The sequence below is a fragment of the Rhizobium bangladeshense genome (assembly GCF_017357245.1).
GTDB classification, from domain to species: Bacteria; Pseudomonadota; Alphaproteobacteria; order Rhizobiales; family Rhizobiaceae; genus Rhizobium; species Rhizobium bangladeshense.
This window is the reverse complement of sequence record NZ_CP071612.1, coordinates 381,384-405,093: the sequence shown is the minus strand read 5'-3', so window position 1 is coordinate 405,093 and position 23,710 is coordinate 381,384. Positions and strand designations below refer to the sequence as shown.

At 62.9% G+C, this 23,710-nt stretch carries 21 protein-coding genes; 17 read left to right on the top strand and 4 right to left on the bottom strand.

What is annotated here, in order from left to right; genetic code table 11:
• The first annotated feature begins 189 nt into the window (after nucleotides 1-189).
• The 3 genes from sppA (at nucleotide 190) to J2J98_RS01965 (ending at nucleotide 2,003) form a co-directional block, all read left to right on the top strand.
• Nucleotides 190-1,140 (top strand): signal peptide peptidase SppA, encoded by a 951-nt coding sequence (gene sppA / locus J2J98_RS01975; RefSeq protein ID WP_064707778.1) that lies wholly within the window; start codon nucleotides 190-192, stop codon nucleotides 1,138-1,140.
• Nucleotides 1,141-1,169: 29 nt separating this feature from the next.
• Entirely contained in the window at nucleotides 1,170-1,469 is a 300-nt protein-coding gene (locus J2J98_RS01970) for an integration host factor subunit beta (protein WP_003544934.1), read from the top strand.
• 201 nt (nucleotides 1,470-1,670) lie between these two features.
• Nucleotides 1,671-2,003, top strand: a complete 333-nt coding sequence (locus J2J98_RS01965) for a LapA family protein (protein ID WP_064707777.1) — start codon at nucleotides 1,671-1,673, stop codon at nucleotides 2,001-2,003.
• Nucleotides 2,004-2,023: 20 nt separating this feature from the next.
• Here J2J98_RS01965 and J2J98_RS01960 read toward each other — a convergent pair whose 3' ends face one another.
• Nucleotides 2,024-2,458, bottom strand: a complete 435-nt coding sequence (locus J2J98_RS01960) for a GNAT family N-acetyltransferase (protein ID WP_207602218.1) — start codon at nucleotides 2,456-2,458, stop codon at nucleotides 2,024-2,026.
• Nucleotides 2,459-2,520: 62 nt separating this feature from the next.
• The gene (locus tag J2J98_RS01955; protein ID WP_207602217.1) at nucleotides 2,521-2,976 is read right to left on the bottom strand and encodes an SRPBCC family protein; all 456 of its coding nucleotides are present in this window, start codon (nucleotides 2,974-2,976) and stop codon (nucleotides 2,521-2,523) included.
• A 354-nt stretch (nucleotides 2,977-3,330) separates the two neighbouring features.
• Here J2J98_RS01955 and J2J98_RS01950 point away from each other — a divergent pair, with 354 nt between their 5' ends.
• The 5 genes from J2J98_RS01950 to olsB all read left to right on the top strand — a co-directional run bounded on the left by J2J98_RS01950 (nucleotide 3,331) and on the right by olsB (nucleotide 9,104).
• A complete protein-coding gene (locus tag J2J98_RS01950; RefSeq protein ID WP_207602216.1) occupies nucleotides 3,331-4,425 on the top strand; it encodes a class I SAM-dependent methyltransferase in 1,095 nt (364 codons plus the stop codon).
• A complete protein-coding gene (locus tag J2J98_RS01945) occupies nucleotides 4,422-5,282 on the top strand; it encodes a TrmH family RNA methyltransferase (RefSeq protein ID WP_207602215.1) in 861 nt (286 codons plus the stop codon). The genes J2J98_RS01950 and J2J98_RS01945 overlap by 4 nt, the downstream gene beginning before the upstream one ends.
• On the top strand, nucleotides 5,279-5,782 hold the full coding sequence (gene lspA / locus J2J98_RS01940; protein WP_064711757.1) for a signal peptidase II: 504 nt from the start codon (nucleotides 5,279-5,281) through the stop codon (nucleotides 5,780-5,782). Before J2J98_RS01945 ends, lspA begins: the two co-directional genes overlap by 4 nt.
• 55 nt (nucleotides 5,783-5,837) lie before the next feature.
• Complete coding sequence (locus J2J98_RS01935; RefSeq protein WP_207602214.1) at nucleotides 5,838-8,117, top strand: PAS domain-containing hybrid sensor histidine kinase/response regulator; 2,280 nt, start codon at nucleotides 5,838-5,840, stop codon at nucleotides 8,115-8,117.
• Nucleotides 8,118-8,225: 108 nt separating this feature from the next.
• Nucleotides 8,226-9,104 (top strand): l-ornithine N(alpha)-acyltransferase, encoded by an 879-nt coding sequence (gene olsB / locus J2J98_RS01930; RefSeq protein ID WP_064707770.1) that lies wholly within the window; start codon nucleotides 8,226-8,228, stop codon nucleotides 9,102-9,104.
• Nucleotides 9,105-9,372: 268 nt separating this feature from the next.
• Here olsB and J2J98_RS01925 read toward each other — a convergent pair whose 3' ends face one another.
• Nucleotides 9,373-11,655 carry an NADP-dependent malic enzyme gene (locus tag J2J98_RS01925; RefSeq protein WP_138394286.1) on the bottom strand — a complete coding sequence of 761 codons (2,283 nt, stop codon included), beginning with the start codon at nucleotides 11,653-11,655 and terminating at the stop codon, nucleotides 9,373-9,375.
• Between the two features lie 113 nt (nucleotides 11,656-11,768).
• Between J2J98_RS01925 and mutS the strand changes: the two genes are divergently transcribed.
• The 4 genes from mutS (at nucleotide 11,769) to murJ (ending at nucleotide 19,402) form a co-directional block, all read left to right on the top strand.
• The gene (gene mutS / locus J2J98_RS01920; RefSeq protein ID WP_207602213.1) at nucleotides 11,769-14,495 is read left to right on the top strand and encodes a DNA mismatch repair protein MutS; all 2,727 of its coding nucleotides are present in this window, start codon (nucleotides 11,769-11,771) and stop codon (nucleotides 14,493-14,495) included.
• Nucleotides 14,496-14,506: 11 nt separating this feature from the next.
• Entirely contained in the window at nucleotides 14,507-14,782 is a 276-nt protein-coding gene (locus J2J98_RS01915; protein WP_064707767.1) for a hypothetical protein, read from the top strand.
• Nucleotides 14,783-14,904: 122 nt separating this feature from the next.
• Nucleotides 14,905-17,811: a [protein-PII] uridylyltransferase gene (locus J2J98_RS01910; protein WP_207602212.1), complete on the top strand. Its 2,907-nt coding sequence runs from the start codon at nucleotides 14,905-14,907 to the stop codon at nucleotides 17,809-17,811.
• A gap of 10 nt (nucleotides 17,812-17,821) precedes the next feature.
• Nucleotides 17,822-19,402 (top strand): murein biosynthesis integral membrane protein MurJ, encoded by a 1,581-nt coding sequence (gene murJ, locus J2J98_RS01905; RefSeq protein ID WP_207602211.1) that lies wholly within the window; start codon nucleotides 17,822-17,824, stop codon nucleotides 19,400-19,402.
• A 4-nt stretch (nucleotides 19,403-19,406) separates the two neighbouring features.
• On the opposite strand, the gene J2J98_RS01900 is transcribed toward murJ, so the two are convergent.
• On the bottom strand, nucleotides 19,407-19,835 hold the full coding sequence (locus J2J98_RS01900; protein ID WP_064707764.1) for a YcbK family protein: 429 nt from the start codon (nucleotides 19,833-19,835) through the stop codon (nucleotides 19,407-19,409).
• A gap of 191 nt (nucleotides 19,836-20,026) precedes the next feature.
• Between J2J98_RS01900 and J2J98_RS01895 the strand changes: the two genes are divergently transcribed.
• The 5 genes from J2J98_RS01895 to tsaB all read left to right on the top strand — a co-directional run bounded on the left by J2J98_RS01895 (nucleotide 20,027) and on the right by tsaB (nucleotide 23,709).
• Nucleotides 20,027-20,425, top strand: coding sequence for a VOC family protein (locus J2J98_RS01895; protein WP_207602210.1), 399 nt, complete (start codon nucleotides 20,027-20,029; stop codon nucleotides 20,423-20,425).
• A 193-nt stretch (nucleotides 20,426-20,618) separates the two neighbouring features.
• Complete coding sequence (gene trpS / locus J2J98_RS01890) at nucleotides 20,619-21,683, top strand: tryptophan--tRNA ligase (RefSeq protein WP_207602209.1); 1,065 nt, start codon at nucleotides 20,619-20,621, stop codon at nucleotides 21,681-21,683.
• 108 nt (nucleotides 21,684-21,791) lie between these two features.
• Nucleotides 21,792-22,283, top strand: coding sequence for a universal stress protein (locus J2J98_RS01885; protein ID WP_004679831.1), 492 nt, complete (start codon nucleotides 21,792-21,794; stop codon nucleotides 22,281-22,283).
• Nucleotides 22,284-22,392: 109 nt separating this feature from the next.
• Complete coding sequence (locus J2J98_RS01880; RefSeq protein WP_064707761.1) at nucleotides 22,393-22,959, top strand: NifU family protein; 567 nt, start codon at nucleotides 22,393-22,395, stop codon at nucleotides 22,957-22,959.
• Between the two features lie 87 nt (nucleotides 22,960-23,046).
• Nucleotides 23,047-23,709 carry a tRNA (adenosine(37)-N6)-threonylcarbamoyltransferase complex dimerization subunit type 1 TsaB gene (tsaB, locus tag J2J98_RS01875; protein ID WP_207602208.1) on the top strand — a complete coding sequence of 221 codons (663 nt, stop codon included), beginning with the start codon at nucleotides 23,047-23,049 and terminating at the stop codon, nucleotides 23,707-23,709.
• Nucleotide 23,710 lies beyond the last annotated feature (1 nt).

Sequence of the window (23,710 nt, the reverse complement as noted above, 5' to 3'; positions counted from 1 at the left end):
ACGCAACAAAGCGGCCAGCAATCACAGTTCGTTTCGCATTATTACATTGGCTTGCCAATATGGAATTTTTTCTGCAACAAGCAACAAAACGGAAAAACATCAAAAAGTGGCTTTCGTACGCGCCGCTGCCATCAATTTTACCGGATCCATCGGCGTCACGCCGACGCCGGGCCAGCGCTGGAGGTTTCTATGGACAGTTCGATCATCGCGGATCGCCGGCGGCTGCGCCGCAAGCTCGGCTTCTGGCGCATCGTCGCGGCCGCCCTCATCGTGGCGCTCGGTGTTGCCTTTTACCGCTTCGCCCTCGGCGAAGCCGGCACGGCAAGCCCGCATATCGCCCATGTGACGATATCGGGGCTGATCGTCGATGACGACGAGCTTCTGGAGCGGCTGAAGAAGGTCGAGACCAGCGATCACGTGAAGGCTGCGGTGATTTCGATCTCCTCGCCCGGCGGCACGACCTACGGCGGCGAAAAAGTCTTCAAGGCGATCCGTGCGATATCAGCCAAGAAGCCCGTCGTCTCCGACGTGCGCACGCTGGCCGCCTCCGCCGGCTACATGGTCGCCACCGCCGGCGATACCATAATTGCCGGTGACAGCTCGATCACCGGCTCGATCGGCGTCATCTTCCAGTATCCGCAGATCCAGCCGCTGCTCGACAAGATCGGCGTATCTCTGCAGGAGATCAAATCCTCGCCGCTCAAGGCCGAGCCCTCGCCCTTCCACGAGGCAAGCGAGGAAGCCAAGGCAATGATCCGCAACATGGTGATCGACAGCTATAACTGGTTCGTCGACCTCGTCGCTGACCGGCGCAAGCTGCCCCGCGAGGAGGTGCTGAAGCTCGCCGACGGCACGATCTATACCGGCCGGCAGGCGCTCACGGCAAAGCTCGTCGATACGATCGGCGGCGAGGCAGAAATCCGCTCCTATCTCAAATCGCGCGGCGTCGACGCCGATCTGCCGATGGTGGATTGGGACAAGAAGGACAATACGCCCTTTCTGCTCGCCGGGGCTGTTTCGCGGTTGATTACGATCCTCGGTTATGACGATCTCGTCAAAGGCCAGGATATCAATGGAATCCTGCCCCCAAAGTTGCTTCTTGACGGGCTGCTTTCAGTTTGGCAGGTTGGCCGCGATTGATAAGAAATCAATAATTTAAGGGGGCGACTGTGATCAAGTCCGAATTGGTGCAGATTGTTGCGGCACGCAACCCGCATCTCTATCATCGCGACGTCGAAAATATCGTCAACGCGGTTCTCGACGAGATCACCGATGCACTGGCTGCGGGCAACCGCGTCGAATTACGCGGCTTCGGCGCGTTTTCGGTCAAGAACCGCCCCTCCCGCTCCGGCCGCAACCCGCGTACCGGCGATACCGTCTTCGTCGAGGAGAAATGGGTGCCCTTTTTCAAAACCGGCAAGGAACTGCGCGAGCGGCTCAATCCCGGCCAAGCCGACGAAGAGGATTGAGCGGCGCAAGCTGCCTGCGGCGAAACCGCACTTGAACTTAAGGGCTGTTTTTCTATTCTGCTGGCGTGTCGAGCCGAGATGATCATCCATTTTGTCTCGATGCGTGGATTCAACTGCTACAGCGTCCTTTGCGCATGTTGCATGCGTGGCGCTGGCGCAGGAACGCGCCCGGTATAACAGGCGCAAGCGTGGAGACCTGAAATGGCCAAGAAGATCGTCAACCTTTTGATTCTGCTGCCGCTCGGCGTCATCCTCATCGTCTTCTGCGTCGCCAACCGACAGAGCGTCACGCTCGCCTTCAATCCGTTCCGGCCAGACGACCCGGTGCTCGCGGTCTCCGCGCCCTTCTTCGTCTTCCTGTTCATCGCGCTGATATCGGGCATGCTGATCGGCTCGGCCGCCACCTGGTTCAGCCAGGGAAAACACCGCAAGCGCGCCCGTACCGAGGCCAAGGAAGCCATTCGCTGGCAGGGCGAGGCCGACCGCCACAGGACCCGTGCAGAAGACATCGCCAGCCAATTGCCGTCGCGGTAAGATTGCCTTTCACAGGCGCGTCAAACCGGGTGGAAGCTCAGCTCCTCATAATCACCTTCCGGCGAGGCGCCGTTGCCGGTCACCGCAAAACCGCGGGAAAGGTAGAAGGCCTTCGCGCGCCGGTTCTTCACCAGGCATTTCAGCCGGTACTTATGTTGCGGCCATTCCGGCAGCGCCTGCAGCAGGGCCGTGCCGGCGCCGAGACCCTGGAATTCCGGCCTTATATAGAGCATGTGGATGAAATCGTCCTCCGGCCAGAGTGACAGGAAGCCGGCAAGGCCGCCATCGGCATGGTCGCAGACGAAGATCGTCTCACCATTGGTATGAGCGGAAAAATCCTCGCGGTGGAATTTGCCGGGATCGACCCAGACGAATGTCTGGCGCCGCACGGAAAGATAGATATCCGCGAGCATTTCCTGGTCTTCCGCCCGCGGCGGCCTGATGTTCCATGTCATGATGCCGGGATAACAAAGGTTCCTGCCCGCGCCAAGCCTAAAGCCGAGGCGCTCGGCGGCATTCAGCCGGTCGCAGCCTTCGCGACGACGGCGGCGTTGAAATCCGAAAAGAACCCCACGGCGAGCTTCTGCGAAGTCGAATCGAGCAGACGCGCGCCGAGCTGTGCGAGCTTGCCGCCGAGCTCGGCCCTGGCGCGGTAATACAGGATGGTCTCGTCGCCCCTCTCCTCGAGCACGATATCGGCGCTGCCCCTGGCGAAGCCGGCAATGCCGCCCTTGCCTTCCGCCGACAGCGTATAGCTCTTCGGCGCATCGACATTGGACAGCGTCAGCAGCCCATGGAAAGTGGCGGACAGCAGACTGAACTTCACTTTGATCGTAGCCTCGAAAGCGTCTGGCGACAGCCGCTCGATGCGCTGGCAGCCCGGGATGCAGCCGCGCATGATTTCGGGATCGTTGAGCGCTGCCCAGACGAGGTCCCGCGGCGCGGCGATCAGTTCTTCGCCGGTGAAATCCATTCGATGGTCCTATCTCGATTCGGTCGATTTATCCCAAGGGGAAAGCCTTTTGCCAAGGCGTGAGAAAATGATATCCGGCCGGCTTGCGATCCGGTGCGTGGAATTGGAGGGTGCTACAAGTCCAACGTCCTCATCCTGGGCCGCGGTTCGCATCCGCTGCGCTTCCGTACCTTCGCCGCCGGCCACAGCTATGTAGTGACAATCGGTTGCGCGCGCAGGCCTCCGGAGTTTGAAATAAAGCCCGCGCCCCTGCGCAGTTGATCCGGTACGGTTTTCTGGGCTACTGCATAATTCCAGGTCCTGCCGAGGACGCAGCCCTATCACGCCACCCCGAAAGAGACGCGGAAGAGCACGTTGAAACAGAGAGAGAGCCGGCCGGGCCAGAAGAAGACATCAGCCCCCGCCGGTGAGGGCCGGAGGGACGCTCGGGCCGGCCGGCCGCCGAAGCCGGTCGCGCCTGCCGCTGCTCGCGGGTCGGCGCGCGAGGCTTTAGCCCCTGTCGCAGCCGGGCGTTTGTTGATGACCCGCACCGGCGAGCGACCGGTGGAACGCGTGCCTGTCATTCTCGAATCACTCGGCGCCGGCGATTTCCACCTGATCGACAGCGGCGACGGCCAAAAGCTGGAGCAATACGGCCCCTATCGCATCATTCGCCCGGAAGCGCAGGCGCTGTGGCGGCCTTCGCTGGCGCCCCAAATCTGGGAGAAGGTCGATGCCGTCTTCACCGGCGATCCCGATGAGGAAGGCACCGGCCGCTGGCGCTTCCCGAAGGCCGCACTCGGGGAGACCTGGCCGCTCAATCTGCTCGGCGTCGATTTCCTCGGCCGCTTCACCTCGTTCCGACATGTCGGCGTCTTCCCCGAGCAGATCGTCCACTGGAGCTGGATGAAAGAGGCGGTCGAAAAGGCGGGCAGGCCGCTGAAGGTACTCAATCTCTTCGGTTATACCGGCGTCGCTTCGCTGGTCGCCGCCGCAGCCGGCGCCGAGGTCACCCATGTCGACGCGTCGAAGAAGGCGATCGGATGGGCGCGTGAGAACCAGGCGCTCGGGCACATGGAGAAGCTGCCGATCCGCTGGATCTGCGAGGATGCGATGAAATTCATCCTGCGCGAGGAGCGCCGCGGCAGCCATTACGACATCATCCTCACCGATCCGCCGAAATTCGGCCGCGGCCCGAATGGCGAAGTATGGCATCTGTTCGAGCATCTGCCGCTGATGCTCGATGTCTGCCGCGAAATTCTCTCCCCGAAGGCGGCCGGCCTGGTGCTCACGGCCTATTCGATCCGCGCCAGCTTCTATTCTATCCACGAGCTGATGCGCGAAACGATGCGCGGCGCCGGCGGCGCGGTCGAATCCGGCGAGCTGGTCATTCGCGAGGCTGGCCTCGACGGCAAGACGCCGGGCCGCGCGCTTTCCACCTCCCTCTTTTCCCGCTGGGTGCCGAAATGACCAAGGATTTCCACGATCAGGGACCGCGCAGGGTCGGCCAGGTGAAGGAAGTCACCTCGCTCGCCAATCCGATCATCAAGGATATTAAGGCGCTGACGAACAAGAAGTCGCGGGAGGAAAGCGGAACTTTCCTCGCCGAAGGGCTGAAGCTTGTCATCGATGCGATCGAGCTCGGCTGGACGATCCGAACGCTGGTCTATGCCAAGGCCGCCAAGGGCAAGCCGCTGGTCGAGCAGATGGCGGCCAAGACCGTCGCATCGGGCGGTCTGGTGCTCGAAGTCAGCGAAAAAGTGATCGCTTCGATCACCCGGCGCGACAACCCGCAAATGGTCATCGGCATCTTCGAGCAACGCTGGACGCCGCTTAGGGGCGTCCGGCTGCAGGAGGGCGAGACGTGGGTGGCGCTCGACCGGGTGCGCGACCCTGGCAATCTCGGCACCATCATCCGCACGGCCGATGCCGCCGGCGCGTCCGGTATCATTCTGATCGGCGAGACGACCGATCCCTTCTCGCTTGAAACCGTGCGGGCGACCATGGGCTCGGTGTTCGCCGTTCCCGTGGCGCGGGCGACGCCGGAGGAATTCCTGGCCTGGCGGAAGTCGGCCGGCGTTTCCGTCGTCGCCACCCATCTGGCCGGCGCGGTCGACTACCGTACGATCGACTATCGGAGGAAGCCCACAGTGCTCCTGATGGGCAACGAACAATCCGGGCTGCCGGACCAGCTTGCCGGAGACGCCGATGCGCTTGCCCGCATTCCGCAGCAGGGCCGCGCCGATTCGCTGAACCTCGCCGTCGCCACCGCTGTCATGCTTTTCGAGGCGCGCCGCCATCTCCTCTCACTTACCGAGGGCAAATGACCGAACCGACGCATGCACGCCCCGCGCTGTTTTCTCGCCCGGCGCCGATCCTCTTCTTCATCTTCTTCGCCGTTCTCATCGACCAGGCCGTCAAGATCGCCGTCGATCACTATCTGCCGCTGCAGCAAGCCGTTCCCGTCGTTCCGATGCTGGCGCTCTACCGCACCTATAATCTCGGCGTCGCCTTTTCGATGCTATCTGGCATGGACGGCTGGTTCATCGTCGGGATGCGGCTCGTCATCGTCGCCTTCGTCATCTGGCTGTGGTACCGCACGGCAAAAGACCGCTGGCTCGCCCATCTCGGCTATGCGCTGATCATTGCCGGCGCGATCGGCAATCTTGTCGACCGCTTCGCCTACGGGCATGTGATCGACTACATCCTGTTCTACACCGAAAACTGGTCCTTCGCGGTGTTCAATCTCGCCGACAGTTTCATTACCATTGGCGCCGGCTGCGTCATTCTCGAGGAGCTGCTGCTGCCGAAAAAGGCCGGCCGCTAAAATCTTATCGAATTCCTGAAGGCATTCGGAACGGGCCTCATGTTAGGCAGATAGCATGCAGAGCCTGGGACAGTTGCAGGAAAGATTGTCCGCCGCCTTCGGCGGACCCGTCGCCAAGCCGCTTGAGGAGCGGATGGGGCAGCCCTCCCCGCGACCGCGCACAGCGGCACCTGCGGAAACCGATGAGCGTCAAGGAGCGGCCCCGACACGGCGCCTCCTGTTCTACTGGCTGGGCGGCGCCGGCCTCCTTGCCGCGACGATCCTCATGCTGCTTGCTCATGCCGGCGACCCGCTGCTGCTCTCAGGCGGCCTTGTCGTTCTCGGCCTCGCGGTCATCGCCAGCTACGCCGTCCTGATGGTTCGCCGTCGGAGATCAATCAGGTCCGGCCGCCAGACCCGGCCGGAGTGGAACGACGGCGCAAAGCTGTTTGCCGATGTGCACGACGTGCTCGGCGACATCACCGTCAGCCGCAGCATGGACCGGCGCATCATCTCCGCCAACGACACGTTTCGCCGCCTGACCGGACGGCTGCGTCCGGAAGGACGCACCTGCGAGGAGATCGGCCTCGCCTTCCGGCCCGGCCCCGTCCCGCATTGTTACGATGTCGAGATTTCGACACCGGAAGGTCAGCGCATCTTCCTCTGGCGTGACGTCGTGACCCGCGATCCCGCCAATGGCCGCCTGCTGCTGCAGAGCGTTGCCCGCGACGTCACCGAAGAGCGGCTGATCGCGCAGAGCCGCGAGGAGGCTCGCCAGAAGGCCGAATATAACAGCGCCGCCAAATCCAGGCTGCTAGCCACCGTCAGCCACGAAGTGCGCACGCCGCTATCGGGCATCCTCGGCATGACGCACCTGATTGCCGAGACGCGGCTGACGCAGGAGCAGCAGAATTATCTCGCGAGCATCCGCCAATCCGGCCACGCGCTGACGCAGCTCGTCGAGGACCTGCTCGATTTTTCCACCATCGAAGTCGGACGCTTCGAGCTGCATCCGCGCTCGGAATCGCTGCGGAAGCTCCTGGAAAGTGTCGTCGAAATGCTCGCCCACCGTGCGCATGAAAAGGGTATCGAGATCGGCGCCACGGTGTCGTCCGACGTGCCGGAGAATATGAGCTTCGATGCGGCGCGGCTGCGCCAGGTTCTGTTCAACGTCATCGGCAATGCAGTGAAGTTCACCCAGGCCGGCGGCGTCTTCATCCGCGTCCTGCTCGACGCAGGCGACCTTTTGATCACCGTGGCCGATAGCGGTCCCGGCATGACGGCGGAGGAGCAGGCGCGCGTTTTCGGCGAGTTCGAGCAGGGCGGCACCATTGCCGACAAGAGCAGCGGCACCGGGCTCGGCCTTGCCATCTCCGCCCGCATCATGCGCGAATTCGGCGGCGCATTGACGGTTGCCAGCGAAAAGGGACTGGGCAGCACATTTTCGATCCGCTTCCCCGTCGACATCGGCAGCGAGCGGCCCGACCGGCGAAACACGCTGCTTGCCGGCAACAGCGTCGTGCTCTTGGCGCCGGCAGGTGCGGCGCGCACCGCCATCGCCGAGACGATCACCGCGCTCGGCGGCATCTGCCAGCTCGTTGCGGACGGCGAGACGGCACGGGCAAGGCTGCTCGGCATGGCGACCGGCGGCCGGCGGCCGACCGATATCATCGTCGACCATCGCATGTCGGCGGAGTTTTCGGCTCATCTCGCCGACCGCGCCGAAATCGCCGCCCTCGGGCTGCGCAAGGTTCTGCTCGTCAATCCGGAAGAGCGCAGCGCCCACCCGCTCGACCTGTTCGATGCCTGGCTCATCCGGCCTCTGCGGGAACAGTCGTTGATCGATGTGCTGCGCGGGCGCATGCGCGGCATGGAGAAGCGCGACGCGTTGAACGACAATCAGCCGGGCTTGGGCCCGCCCATGGCCGAGACGCTGGTTGCTGCACACGGCCTGCGCATTCTGCTCGGAGAGGACGATCCGATCAATGCAATGCTGGTGCGCGTCATGCTCGAAAAGGGCGGACACAAGGTGCATCACGTCGAAGATTTCGAGACGCTGCTCGATTGCGCCCTCGGCGAGGTAAATGAGCGGCCTGACATCATCATTAGCGATCTGTCGATGCCCGGCGGCAACGGCATCGACATGCTGGGGCGGCTGCGCGGCCACGAAAGGCGTCTTGATCTTGACCCGGTGCCGGTGATCGTACTCACCGCCGACAAGAGCGACGAATCGCGCCGCCAGGTCTTGCTCAACGGCGCCAACCGCGTCATGGTGAAACCGGTGGACCCGGTGCGGCTGCTGACGGAAGTTCAGGCGGTCGCAGCGCTTTCCGCCCGCCGGGCAGAGGCGCGGTAAGGCGCCGCCGAACCGACAGGCTTGTTGCGCCGGCAAATGCAATATGTCACTTTCCTGTCGTACAGAAGTGTTTTATGGCGTCGATAAGCCGGCAACGGGAGAATCGCCATGTCCTCCATTGACATTCTGAATCGTGACGTCACCGCAGAGACTGCACGGCCGTCGACGGCTGCCGGGCAGAAGGACGGCGACATCCTCGGCCGGATCGGCAATCTGGAAACCCGCCTTGCCCGCACGGCACGCGAGATCGATGCGGCGCAGGCCGTGCGCTACCGCGTCTTCGTCGAAGAAATGAAGGCGCAACTGCCGCCGGAGGCCATGCGCCGCGAACGCGATTTCGATGCCTATGATGCGTTCTGCGACCATCTTCTCGTTCTCGACCGTTCGCTCGAGGGCGATCCGGAAGACCAGATCGTCGGCACCTATCGACTGCTGCGCCAGGATGTGGCCACCGCCAATGGGGGTTTTTACTCGGCTTCCGAATTCGAGATCGAAAGCCTGCTCGCCAGGCATCCCGACAAGCGTTTCATGGAGCTCGGACGTTCCTGCGTGCTGCCGGAATACCGCACCAAACGCACCGTCGAGCTTCTGTGGCAGGGCAACTGGGCTTATGCGCTGAAGCACGGCATGAGCGCGATGTTCGGCTGCGCCTCGTTCCCCGGCGTCTATCTCGAAAGCCACGCGCTGGCGCTGTCCTTCCTCTACCACAATGTGCTGGCGAAGGACGAATGGGCGGTCGGCGCGCTGCCGCATCTCGCCCGCAACATGGATCTGATGCCGGCCGAGGCCGTCAACCCGAAGCGGGCGCTGATGGCCCTGCCTCCGCTGATCAAGGGCTATCTTCGACTTGGTGCGATGGTCGGCTCCAGCGCGGTCATCGACCATGCCTTTAACACGACCGACGTGCTGATCGTGCTGCCGATTTCCAGCATTTCCGACCGCTACCTGAACTACTACGGCGCCGACGCCGGCCGCTTTGCAAGCTGATCGCTTCGTCGCACTACCGTCTGGTAAAGGGCAACGGCTACCCCTCACCCTAACACTTGCCCGGGTAGAGCCACGGGTCTCGTACTGTCCTTCGGCCCCCCAAACGAGACGAGGGGACCGCCACACCAGACATGGATGGGGACGGAAAGGCCGCGGCATATCACCTCGCCCCGTTCGCCGTGCGAAGGTGGCGGCAGCCGGATGAGGGGCTGATCTCGCCGATCTGCCAGGCACAGAACACTGTCCCCTATGCGGGCGTGATAGCCCTCTACGAACCGCCATAGGCGGCGATCGCCGCCATGTTGACGATGTCGGAATCCTTGGCGCCCATCGAGGTGATCTGCACCGGCTTGTCCAAGCCGACGAGGATCGGGCCGATCACGGTGGAGCCGCCGAGTTCCTGCAGCATCTTGGTCGAGATCGATGCCGAGTGGAAGGCCGGCATGACGAGCACGTTGGCGGGGCCGGAGAGCCGGCAGAAGGGATATTGCTCCATTACCTTGCGGTTCAGGGCGACGTCGGCGGCCATCTCGCCGTCATATTCAAAATCGACGCGCCGCCGATCGAGGATCTTGACCGCTTCGCGCACCCGCTCGGAGCGTTCGCCCGAGGGATGGCCGAAGGTGGAATAGGCAAGCATGGCGACGCGCGGCTGATATCCCATGCGCCGCGCGAGGCCCGCGGCCTCTTCGGCGATATCGGCAAGCTCTTCGGCGGTCGGCATGTCGTGCACAGCCGTATCGGCGACGAAAACCGTGCGGCCGCGGCAGAGCGCCAGCGACACACCGATGACGCGATGGCCGGGCTTCGCGTCGATGCAGCGGCGCACATCCTCGAGCGCCGTCGAATAGTTGCGGGTGATCCCCGTCACCATGCCGTCGGCGTCCCCGAGCGCCACCATCGTCGCGGCGAAGTGGTTGCGATCGTTGTGGATCAGCCGCTGGGCGTCGCGGTGGAGGTAACCGTGACGCTGCAGCCTGGCATAGAGATAGTCGATATAAGCCTCGACGCGGGTCGAGATGCGGGCATTGACGATCTCGAATCCGGGCCGGTTGAGATCGATCCCGGCGCGCTCCGCCGTCGCCTGGATCAGATCCTCGCGGCCGAGCAGGATGGCGGTGCCGAGCTGCTGGTTGGCATAGGACATGGCAGCGCGCAGCACCTGTTCCTCCTCCGCCTCGGCAAAGACGATCCGCTTCGGGCGGCGACGGACACGCTCGTAGAGGCTGGCAAGCGTCGAGGCGATCGGATCGCGGCGCGCCGAAAGCTCGCGGGCATAACCGGCCATGTCGGTGATGACCTTGCGGGCGACGCCGCTTTCGATCGCAGCTTGCGCGACGGCGACCGGAATTGCCGAGATCAGACGCGGATCGAAGGGAACAGGGATGATATATTGCGGCCCGAAACGCGGCCGGTTGCCCTGATAGGCGGCGACCACGTCATCCGGCACGTCCTCACGGGCAAGGTTTGCCAGCGCCTTGACGGCGGCGATCTTCATTGCGTCGTTGATGGTGGAGGCGCGCACATCGAGGGCGCCGCGGAAGATATAGGGAAAGCCGAGGACGTTGTTGACCTGGTTGGGGTAGTCCGAGCGGCCCGTCGCCATGATGGCGTCGTCCCGGATGCGGGCGACCTCCTCCGGCGTGATCTCGGGATCGGGATTGGCCATGGCGAAGATGATCGGCCGGTCGGCCATCGAGCGGATCATCTTGGCTGAGAGGGCGCCTTTCTGCGACAGGCCGAAGATGACATCGGCACCGTTCATCGCCTCCTCCAGCGTGCGCGCATCGGTCTTTGCCGCGTGCGCCGATTTCCACTGGTTCATGCCCTCGGTGCGGCCTTGGTAGATGACGCCCTTTGTGTCGCAGAGGATGATATTTTCGGGCGCAAAGCCCATCGCCTTGATCAATTCGACGCAGGCGATCGCCGCGGCGCCCGCGCCGTTGCAGACGAGCTTCGTCGTCTTAAGGTCACGGCCGGTCAGTTCCAGCGCATTGATCAGGCCGGCGGCGGCGATGATCGCCGTGCCATGCTGGTCGTCATGAAAAACGGGAATGTCCATCAGCTCGCGCAGCCGGCTTTCGATGACGAAACAATCCGGCGCCTTGATATCCTCGAGATTGATGCCGCCGAAGGAGGGGCCGAGGAAGCGCACGCAGTTGATGAATTCGTCGACATTTTCCGTCTCGATCTCGAGGTCGATGGAATCGACGTCGGCGAAGCGCTTGAAGAGCACCGATTTGCCCTCCATGACGGGCTTGGAGGCGAGTGCGCCAAGATTGCCGAGGCCAAGGATCGCCGTGCCGTTTGATATGACGGCGACCATATTGCCGCGCGCCGTATAGTCATAGGCGGTCTGCGGATCGGCGGCGATCGCCTTGACCGGGACGGCGACGCCAGGGGAATAGGCGAGCGAGAGGTCGCGCTGCGTCGCCATCGGCTTCGTCGGATTGATCTCCAGCTTGCCGGGGCGGCCCATGGCGTGAAAGTCGAGCGCCTCCTGATCGGTCACCGAGGTCACCGGCCGGTCCTTCTTGTTGATATCGGGCATAAATCCTCCAACGTCCTGTGGGCGACGCTTCGCTCTTCCTCAAATGCAGTTGTCATCTATAGCGGCGCACGGATAGGGTTGGCACCTGTTTTTTTGGGAAAAACTGCACCTCCGTGAACGCACGAATAGACACCGGGAATGAAGCCTTTTCGGCTGCCGAGCTCGCCACGGCGGAAAGCCGCGCCTCGGCGACGCCGATGATGGAGCAATATATCGAGATCAAGGCGAACAATCCGGATTCGCTGCTCTTCTATCGCATGGGCGACTTCTACGAGCTGTTCTTCGAGGATGCGCTGGAAGCCGCACGCGCGCTCGGCATCACGCTGACGAAGCGCGGCCAGCACATGGGCCAGGATATCCCGATGTGCGGCGTGCCCGTGCATGCGGCCGACGACTATCTGCAGAAGCTGATCGCGCTCGGCTTCCGCGTGGCCGTCTGCGAACAGATCGAGGATCCGGCCGAGGCCAAGAAACGCGGCGCCAAATCCGTGGTCAAGCGTGACGTCATCCGCCTCGTCACGCCCGGCACCATCACCGAGGAAAAGCTGCTCTCGCCTTCGGAATCGAACTATCTGATGGCGCTTGCCCGCATCCGCGGCGGAGCCGAACCGGCGCTCGCGCTTGCCTGGATCGATATTTCCACCGGCGTTTTCCGGCTTGCCGAAACGGAAAGCTCGCGGCTGCTTGCCGACATCCTGCGCATCGATCCGCGCGAGCTCATCCTGCCCGACACGATCTTCCACGATGCCGAGCTCAAACCCGTCTTCGATGTGCTTGGCCGCACCGCCGTGCCACAGCCGGCGGTTCTCTTCGACAGCGCCAGCGCCGAAGGCCGGATCGCCCGTTATTTCGGCGTCTCGACCCTCGACGGCTTCGGCAGCTTCTCGCGCGCCGAACTCGCGGCGGCCGCAGCCGCCGTCGCCTATGTCGAGAAGACACAGATCGCCGAGCGGCCGCCGCTTGGAAAGCCGGAGCGGGAAAGCGCGGCTTCAACGCTCTTCATCGACCCGGCCACCCGCGCCAATCTGGAGCTTGCTCGCACGCTGTCGGGCGATCGCAACGGATCGCTCCTGAAGGCGATCGACCGCACCGTCACCGGCGGCGGGGCGCGGCTTCTCGCCGAGCGGCTGATGTCGCCGCTGACCGAACCCGGCCGCATCAATGCGCGGCTCGATTCGATCGGCTTTCTGATCGAAGAGCCCTCGCTCTGCGGCAAGCTGCGCGACACGCTGAAACATGTGCCCGACATGCCGCGCGCGCTGTCCCGCCTGGCGCTCGATCGCGGCGGACCGCGCGATCTTGCCGCCATCCGCCAGGGCCTCCAAGCCGCGGCAGGCCTTGCGCAGCTGCTCGATAGCGCGCTGCTGCCTGAAGAGCTCGGCGAGGCGCTGTCTGGTCTGAAAGCGCTTCCCGAGCCGCTGGAAGAACTGCTTGCCGAGACGCTCGCCGATGAATTGCCGCTGCTGAAACGGGATGGCGGCTTCCTGCGCGACGGCGCGAGCGCCGAACTCGACGAAGTCCGGGCGCTGCGAGACCAGTCGCGCCGCGTCATCGCCGGACTGCAATTGCAATATGCCGAGGAAACCGGCATCCGATCGCTGAAGATCAAGCACAACAATATCCTCGGCTATTTCATCGAGGTGACCGCCGGCAATGCCGGGCCGATGACGGAGACGGCGGAGGCGAAGGCCCGCTTCATCCATCGCCAGACCATGGCGAGCGCCATGCGCTTCACCACGACCGAACTTGCCGATCTCGAAAGCCGCATCGCCAATGCCGCCGATCGGGCGCTTACGATCGAACTCGAGGCCTTCAACAGGATGGCGGCGGCAGTCGTGGCGGAAGCCGAGGCGATCAAGGCCGGCGCCAGGGCGCTCGCGGTGATCGACGTCGCCGCAGGCCTGGCGCTGCTCGCCGAAGAGCAGGCCTATTGCCGACCGCAGGTCGACGGCTCGAAGATGTTTGCGATCGAAGGCGGGCGCCACCCGGTCGTCGAACAGGCGCTGCGCCGCCAGGCTGGCGGCCCCTTCGTCGCCAACAATTGCGATCTCTCGCCTAAAACCGGCGATCGCGATGGGGCGATCTGGCTGCTGACCGGTCCGAACATGGGCGGTAAATCGACTTTCCTGCGTCAGAACGCACTGATAGCGATCCTGGCGCAGATGGGTTCCTTCGTGCCGGCAACAACGGCCCATATCGGCATTGTCGACCGGCTTTTCTCCCGCGTCGGCGCCTCCGACGATCTGGCGCGCGGACGCTCGACCTTCATGGTCGAGATGGTGGAAACGGCGGCGATCCTCAATCAAGCGAGCGACCGTTCCCTCGTTATCCTCGACGAGATCGGCCGCGGCACCGCGACCTTCGACGGCCTTTCGATCGCCTGGGCCGCCGTCGAGCACCTGCACGAGGCCAATCGCTGCCGCGGCCTCTTCGCTACACATTTCCACGAGCTGACCGTGCTGTCGGAAAAGCTTGGCCGGCTATCGAACGCCACGATGCGGGTCAAGGAATGGGACGGCGACGTCATCTTCCTGCATGAGGTCGGGCCGGGCGCCGCCGACCGCTCATACGGCATCCAGGTCGCACGTCTTGCGGGGCTTCCAGCGTCGGTCGTGTCGCGGGCCCGCGACGTGCTCACCCGCCTCGAAGATGCCGACCGCAAGAACCCGGCGAGCCAGCTGATCGACGATCTGCCGCTCTTCCAGGTGGCGGTGCGCCGCGAGGACACGGCCCGCAGCCCATCGAAGGTCGAGGAGGCGCTGAAGGCGATGAGCCTCGACGACATGACGCCGCGCGAGGCGCTCGATGCGCTTTACGATCTCAAGAAAAAGCTGAAATAGGAGCGCAGCCGATGTTCATGGAGAAGCTGGTTCGCGAAACCGAGCGCCTGTCGCTCATCTGCTCCATGCTCGAAACGATGCGGCGCGCCGATGGAGACCGCAACGCGCGCGGCTGGACATCGCCAATCGGCCTGCTGAAAATCACTCACTCCTGCGCTATGATCGCTGAACTCGGAACGTCGATCGCCAAGGCGGGCTACCGCGAATGCGACAGGGCGACGCTCGAGGAGATCCAGCGCGAGACCCGGCAGGTGCTGTATTCGCTGCGTGCGCAGGTCGCAGTGTGAGGCTTTTCGGAAACGCCGCAGCTTGTGGCAAAGCTTCAGCATGACAACACCATTTCGCCAAATTTAAAGGTTCTTGCAGTATGAAGGCCCGTGTCAGTCGCCGGGCAAAGAGGTTATAGCGCATGCAGACGAAACGTGAGGCGAGCCCCAATCAGGCAGCCCGGCATGAACAGGAAACCACCCCTGTGAGCGCGACGCGCGACGTCGATTTCTCGGAGATCCTCGACGCCGAGCTGCTGCAGAAGCAGTGCGACGCCGTTGCCGAGGCAAATCGAAACCGGCCCGACATCATGCGCGCCGATCTTCTTGCCGCCCTGAAAAAGGCGAGCACGGAAGGACGGCAGAAGGCGCGCGCGGCTCTTGCAGCCGACGGAAGCGGTCTCAATTGCGCTTACCGGATTTCCTGGCTGCAGGACCAGATCATCACCGTCCTCTATAATTTCGCCACCACCCATATCTTTCCGCTACAGAAGGACAAGTTCGCGGTGACCGCCGTCGGCGGCTACGGCCGCGACACGCTGGCGCCGGGCTCCGATATCGACCTGCTCTTCCTCTTCCTGCCGAGGCCGGCGGAGGAGACGCACAAGGCGGTCGAATTCATGCTCTACGTGCTCTGGGACATGGGCTTCAAGGTCGGCCATGCCACCCGCACGGTGGAGGAATGCATCGCGCTCGCCAAGTCCGACATGACGATTCGCACCGCCATTCTTGAGATGCGCTATATCTGCGGCCTGCAGCGGCTGGAAACCGAGCTCGAGGCCCGTTTCGACAAGGAAATCGTCACCGGCACCGGCCCCGAATTCATCGCCGCCAAGCTTGCCGAGCGCGACGAGCGCCACCGCAAGGCGGGCGACACACGTTACCTCGTCGAGCCCAATGTCAAGGAAGGCAAGGGCGGGCTTCGCGACCTGCACACGCTGTTCTGGATCTCGAAATATTACTACCACGTGCGCGACCAGGCGGAGCTGGTCAAGCTCGGCGTCTTGTCGAAGCACGAATATCGCCTGCTGCAGAAAGCCGACGATTTTCTCTGGGCGGTGCGCTGCCATATGCACTTCCTGACAGGCAAGGCTGAGGAGCGTCTATCCTTCGACATCCAGCGCGAGATCGCCGAGGCCTTCGGCTATCATACCCGCCCTGGCCTTTCGGCGGTCGAGCGTTTCATGAAGCACTATTTCCTCGTGGCCAAGGATGTCGGGGATCTCACGCGCATCCTGTGCGCCGCGCTCGAAGACCAGCAGGCGAAGTCGATCCCGGGCCTCACCGGCGTCATCAGCCGCTTTACCCATCGCACCCGCAAAATTGCCGGCAGCGTCGAATTCGTCGAAGACCGCGGCCGCATCGCGCTCGCCGACGCCGATGTCTTCAAGCGCGATCCGGTCAGCATCCTCAGGCTCTTTCACGTCGCCGACATCAACGGGCTGGAATTCCATCCGGATGCGCTGAAACGCGTCACACGTTCACTCGCGCTGATCGACAACAGCCTACGGGAAAACGACGAGGCGAACCGCCTCTTCATGTCGATCCTGACGTCGAAGCGCGACCCGGCGCTAATTCTGCGCCGGATGAACGAGGCCGGTGTGCTCGGCCGCTTCATTCCTGATTTCGGCAAGATCGTCGCGATGATGCAGTTCAACATGTATCACCACTATACGGTCGACGAGCATCTGATCCGCACCGTCGAGGTTCTCTCGGAGATCGACAAGTCGCGGTCGGAGGATCTGCATCCGCTCGCCAATAAGCTGATCTCGGGAATCGAGGACCGCGAGGCGCTCTATCTCGCGGTTCTCCTCCATGACATCGCAAAGGGTCGCCAGGAGGATCATTCGATTGCCGGCGCCCGCGTCGCCCGCAAGCTCTGCGCCCGCTTCGGCCTGTCGCAGAAGCAGACGGAACTCGTCGTCTGGCTGATCGAGGAACATCTGACCATGTCGATGGTGGCGCAGACCCGCGACCTCACCGATCGCAAGACGATCATCGACTTTGCCGACCGCGTGCAGTCGCTCGACCGGCTGAAAATGCTTCTGATCCTGACGATCTGCGATATTCGGGCAGTCGGCCCCGGCGTCTGGAACGGCTGGAAAGGCCAGCTTCTGCGCACGCTCTACTACGAAACCGAGCTGCTGCTGGCCGGCGGCTTTTCGGAGGTCTCCCGCAAGGAGCGGGCCAATGCCGCCGCCGAGGCGCTGCGCGGCGCCCTCGCCGACTGGAGCCAGAAGGATCGCAACACCTATACCAAGCTGCATTACCAGCCCTATCTGCTCTCCGTACCGTTGGAAGACCAGCTCCGCCACGCCCAGTTCATCCGGCAGGCCGACAAGGCGGGCCAGGCGCTCGCCACCATGGTGCGCACCGACAGTTTCCACGCCATCACTGAAATCACCGTGCTGTCGCCCGACCACCCGCGCCTGCTCGCCGTCATAGCCGGCGCCTGTGCTGCGGCCGGCGCCAACATCGTCGACGCCCAGATCTTCACGACCTCGGACGGACGGGCGCTCGATACGATCCATGTCAGCCGCGAATTTGCCGATGATGCCGACGAGCTGCGCCGCGCCGGCACGATCGGACGAATGATCGAGGATGTTCTGTCCGGCCGCAAGCGGCTGCCCGAGGTCATTGCCACGCGCACGCGCAATCGCAAGAAAAGCAAAGCCTTCGACATTCCGCCCTCGGTCAACATCACCAACAGCCTGTCGAACAAGTTTACGGTCATCGAGGTCGAATGCCTCGACCGGCCGGGCCTCCTGTCGGAGATCACCGCCGTGCTCTCCGATCTGTCGCTCGACATCCAGTCGGCCCGCATCACCACCTTCGGCGAGAAGGTGATCGACACCTTCTACGTCACCGATCTCGTGGGCCAGAAGATATCGGGCGACAGCAAGCGTGCCAATATCACCGCCCGCATGAAGGCCGTGATGGCGGAGGAGCAGGACGAGCTGCGCGAGCGCATGCCCTCCGGCATCATCGCGCCCGCCGCCACCGCCCGGACATCGCCGGCAGCCGAAAAGAAAGCCGATTCCCCCGCATGAGCCAGCAAGCATGAGCCTCGTTAAAAAATTCGCGACCGTCGGCGGCGCCACGCTCGGCAGCCGCATCTTCGGTTTTGCCCGTGAAACGCTGATGGCGGCTGCCCTCGGCACCGGGCCGATGGCCGACGTCTTCTACGCCGCCTTCCGCTTTCCGAACCTCTTCCGTCGGCTATTTGCCGAAGGGGCCTTCAACGCCGCCTTCGTGCCGCTCTTCGCCAAGGAGATCGAGGCGAACGGCACGGACGGAGCCAAGCGCTTTTCGGAAGAGGTTTTCGGCGTGCTGTTTTCGGTGCTGCTCCTCATCACCATCGTGATGGAGCTCTCCATGCCGCTGTTGGTGCGCTTCATCATCGCACCGGGATTCGCCGACGATCCCGAGAAATTCTCGATCACGATCCGCATGGCGGCCGTGATGTTCCCCTATCTGATGTGCATGTCGCTGACGGCGATGATGAGCGGCATGCTGAATTCGCTGCATCATTTCTTCGCCGCCGCCATCGCGCCCGTCTTCCTCAACGTGGTGATGATCGGGGCGTTGTTTTATTCGCTCTACACCGGCGCCGATCCGCTGGCTACGGCCTGGTATCTTTCCTGGGGCGTTCTTGCCGCCGGGTTCCTGCAGCTCGCCGTCGTCTATGTTGGCGTGCTGGCAGCCGGCATGAGCATAGGCTTCCGCTTCCCGAAAATGACTGCGAATGTCAAGCGGCTGCTGATCCTGGCCGTGCCCGCCGCTGTGACGGGTGGCATCACACAGATCAATCAGCTGATCGGCCAGGCGATCGCCTCCTCCCGCGAAGGCGCGATCGCAGCCCTGCAATATGCCGACCGCATCTATCAGCTGCCCCTCGGCGTCGTCGGCGTCGCCGTCGGGGTGGTGCTTCTGCCGGAGCTTGCCCGGTCGCTGAAGGGCGGGGCGCTGCGCGAGGCCGCCAATCTGCAGAACCGCTCGATCGAATTCGTGCTGTTCCTGACCATCCCCGCCGCCTTCGCGCTCTGGATCCTCTCCGACGAGATCATCCGCGTGCTCTACGAGCGCGGCGCCTTCCATCAGGAAAACACCGCCGTCGTCGGCTCGATCCTGGCGATCTACGGCATCGGTCTGCCGGCCTTCGTGCTGATCAAGGCGCTGCAGCCGGGCTTTTATGCTCGCGAGGATACCAAGACACCGATGCGCTTCTCGGCGATCGCGGTCGCCACCAACTGCGCCACGGCGCTCACCCTCTTTCCCTATATGGGCGCGCCCGGCATCGCCGTTGCCGAAGCCACAGCCGGCTGGATCAGCACTCTGCTGTTATTCACCACGCTGTTGCGCCGCGGCCATCTCACATGGGAATGGACGCTGGCAAAACGCGCCGCGCTGCTGATCGTCGCTTCGGCCGTCATGGGCGCGGCGATCATCTTCCTCAAGCAATATTGGGCGCCCTGGCTCGCTTCTGACGCCTCGCTTCTGACCAAGATCGGTACGCTCGGCCTGCTGATAACAATCGCCATGCTCATCTATTTCGCCGCCGCCTTCCTGATCGGCGGAGCGGATCTGGGCATGATCCGGCGCAATCTCAACCGCAAGCCGACGCCGGCAAAGGATGCGTGAGCCCTTAACAATGGATCCATCGCCTTTGCGGCCCGATGTCGACATGGATGATGCCATTGCAATAGCTGCCGATGCCGCCAATGCCTGGCGCGCTTCTTGCCGCTGCAATGATGGTGCGTTCAGGAAGGCCCGGCACCCTGATATCGGCCGCCAGGCATTTTCCATGCAGGGAGCCGTGACGGCGAGGATGCGGCCTGTGACCGGACGTTACGATCGGTCGGCGGCCGGTCTTTACGGCGATATGCGACAGGATCGCTCGCAAGCGTATGGGAAAACAGCTGGCGCGAACGCTGACGGTCTGCACCGCGTAGGAGAGACGCGCCTCGTGGCGGGGAAGATGGGCGGCGTGCCTTTTGTCGTCTTGACTGAGGGCAGCCGTTGCTGATTGTAGGGCGAAAAGGCCTGCCATGGCGAGCAAACTGGGGTTCTGCATGGGTCCCTCCGATGGGCTGCTGCAGCGACCCCCATCGGACCGCCGGCGCCCGGCGGAGGATTTTCAGTTCAATAAAAGCTTTTCTGTGAAATTTTATACTCAATTTGGACTAAGTTAGCTGATCAATTCGGCTTAAAGATGAGCAATCCTCGCGTTCAAGGTGGAAAAAACATCCAAGTACAGGAGATCGCATGACGATCCAGTCCCTTTTCCTCGTCACCCTCGTCGTCGACGATTATGACCGTGCCAAGACCTTCTATTGCGACGGCCTCGGTTTCGATTGCCTGCAGGACGAGCCGCAACCGGAGGGAAAGCGCTGGGTGGTGGTGAAGCCCAAAGGCGGGGATGGCGCGGCTTTTCTGCTGGCGCAGGCGGCAACCGAGGCGCAGCGCGCCGCTATCGGCAACCAGACGGGCGGCCGTGTCGGGTTTTTCCTGAAGACCGACGATTTCGCACGCGATCACGCCGCAATGCTTGCAGCCGGCATACGCTTTCTGGAAGAGCCACGGCATGAGCTTTACGGCACTGTTGCGGTCTTTGCGGATCCTTACGGCAACACCTTCGATCTGATCCAGCATGCAGCAGGCTGAACCCCTTGATTGCGACCGGTTGCCCGTGCATAAGCCGCGGCGTTAGCAACACAGGCGAAATAGCCCGCTGCATAATTCCTAAATGGAATCGATTTAGGAATTATGCAGCAAATTGAAGTGTTACAGCGTCCTTTGCGCGTCTGAAAAGACGCGCGGCGCGCTGTAGGCCCTCCACCAGCCTATTGAGGACGACATGAGCGAATTCAAGAAACTCGTATTCTCCGGCGTGCAGCCGACCGGCAATCTGCATCTCGGCAATTATCTCGGTGCGATCCGCCGCTTCGTGGCGCTGCAGGAAGGCAATGACTGTATCTACTGCGTCGTCGACATGCATGCGCTAACGGCCCAGCTGGTGCATGACGACATGCCGAGCCAGACGCGCTCGATCGCCGCAGCCTTCATCGCCGCAGGCATCGATCCCGAAAAACATATCGTCTTCAATCAGTCGGCCGTGCCGCAACATGCGGAACTTGCCTGGATCTTCAACTGCGTCGCCCGCATCGGCTGGATGAACCGCATGACGCAGTTCAAGGACAAGGCCGGCAAGGACCGCGAGCAGGCTTCGCTCGGTCTCTATGCCTATCCGAGCCTGATGGCCGCCGACATTCTCGTTTACCGCGCCACCCATGTGCCGGTTGGCGAGGACCAGAAGCAGCATCTGGAGCTTGCCCGTGATATCGCGATGAAGTTCAACCTCGATTATGCCGAGCATATTCGCAAAAGCGGCTACGGCGTCGACATCACCGTCGGTGACGAGCCGGTGCATGCCTATTTCCCGATGGTCGAACCGCTGATCGGCGGACCGGCGCCCCGCGTCATGTCGCTGCGCGACGGCACCAAGAAAATGTCGAAATCCGATCCCTCGGATCTTTCGCGCATCAACCTGATGGACGACGAGGAGGCGATCTCGAAGAAGATCCGCAAGGCCAAGACCGATCCGGACGGCTTGCCGAGCGATGTCGACGGGTTGCATGGCCGGCCGGAAGCCGACAATCTGGTGGCGATCTATGCCGCGCTCGCCGACAAATCGAAGGCCGCGGTGCTGGCCGAATTCGGCGGCCAACAGTTTTCCGTCTTCAAGCCGGCGCTGGTCGATCTGGCTATTTATGTGCTGGCGCCGATCACCGGCGAGATGCGCCGGCTGATGGACGATACCAGCCATATCGACGCGATTCTGCGCAAGGGCGGCGAACGAGCCAGGGAGCGCGCCGAGGTGACGATGAAGCAGGTGCGCGACGTCATCGGCTTCCTCTACTGAAGCACATCTCCTCTTCTGCCCTGCGCCGAAGAAGAGGATCGCCCACAGGCAGTGGCGCACAAAAACTGCGCTTGCAATTTTTCCGCTTCGGGTGTCAGAGTCCGCGCCATGGTATCGAAGCGACTCTCACGGCTCGAAGGTCACCGGCGCAAATTCATGGCGGTGATCGACGGGACACCCGAATGCCAGCGCGCCGTTCATTATGCCGGCCGGCGCGCGAAGAATTCCAATGGCGGTCTGGTGCTGCTCTATGTGATCCCGAACGGCGACTTCCAGCAATGGCTCGGCGTCGAGGAGATAATGCGGGCCGAGGCGCGCGAGGAAGCCGAGGCAACCGTCGCAAAGATCGCCCAAATCGTGCGGGAGACGATCGGCATCGAACCTGAGATCGTCATCCGTGAAGGCAGCGCAGCCGAGCAGATCAACGCCGTGATCGAGGAAGACCGAGATGTCGCGATCCTCGTTCTTGCCGCCGGGTCGGCGAAGGAAGGTCCCGGACCGCTGGTTTCGTCGGTCGCCGGACGCGCGGCGGCGTTTCCAATTCCCGTGACCGTGCTGCCGGATACGCTGACCAACGAGGAAATCGACGCCCTCTGCTGAGCCTATTTCTTGAGTGCAAGTCTCTTGATTAGATCCGGCAATGGGCTTATCTTCTTTTGAAGAATTCTAAAGACGGCCGAGGTCTCGAGCCTGCCGCATGGAGAGCCAGATGTTCATTCAGACCGAAGCCACGCCCAACCCCGCCACACAAAAATTCCTGCCAGGCAAGGTCGTCATGGAAAACGGCACCGCCGAGTTCCGCAGCGCCGAAGAGGCTGAAGCCTCGCCGCTCGCCGCCCGCCTGTTCGAAATTCCCGGCGTCACCGGCGTCTATTTCGGCTATGATTTCATTTCCGTCTCCAAGGACGACGCGGAATGGCAGCATCTTAAGCCGGCTATCCTTGGCTCGATCATGGAGCATTTCATGTCCGGCAAGCCGGTGATGGGGGATGCTTCCATCCTTTCCGAGGACGCCGATGCCGGTGACGAGTTCTTCGATGAGAGCGATGAATCGATCGTGCTGACCATCAAGGAGCTTCTGGAGACCCGCGTGCGACCGGCCGTCGCCCAGGATGGCGGCGACATCACTTTCCGCGGCTTCAAGGACGGAAAGGTTTATTTGAACATGAAAGGCTCCTGCTCCGGCTGCCCGTCTTCGACGGCCACGCTGAAGCACGGCGTCCAGAACCTGCTGCGCCATTTCGTTCCCGAAGTGCAGGAAGTGATTGCCGCTTGAAAAGCACGAATTCGTCCGGCCGTCCATCCCAGGTTCGGCCGGCCAGTTTATGGTTAGGCGACAGTAGTTTTTTCGGAAATTGATGGCATGATCGTTCTGGCGCTCGACACCGCAGGTGTGGATTGCGCTGCCGCCGTTTACGACAGCGGCAGGAATACGGTGCTGGGGGAGGCATCGGACATGATCGGCAAGGGGCATGCTGAACATTTGATCGGGATCGTCGATCGCGCGCTGGATCAGGCGGGTATGACACTTTCTCAGATCGACCGCCTTGCCGTCACCATCGGCCCCGGCTCGTTCACCGGTATCCGCGTCGGCGTTGCCGCAGCCCGCGGTTTTGCGCTTTCGCTCAATGTGCCCGTCGTCGGCGTCACCACGCTCGAAGTCATGGCCGCCGCCGCGCGTGAGAAGACGCCCGGCCGCGCCGTGCTGGCGGCGATGGACGCCAAACGGGACGAAATCTATCTCCAGTCCTTCGCAGGCGATGGTTCCCCGCTTGATGCGCCGCGAGCGACAAGCGTCGCCGAGGCCCAGGCTTTCGCCGCCGGCTTCGACGGCGAGATCACCGGTTCGGCAACGCCGCTCCTGAAGGCCGGCGCCGGCGGCGATCACGCCAATGTCTTTCCGATTTCGATTGTCGCGCGTCTGGGTGCTGCCGCCCCTGCCGCTACCGGAAAGCCCAAGCCCCTTTATCTGCGCGGACCGGATGCCAAGCCGCAGGCCGGATATGCGATTGCGCGACGAGTGTGAC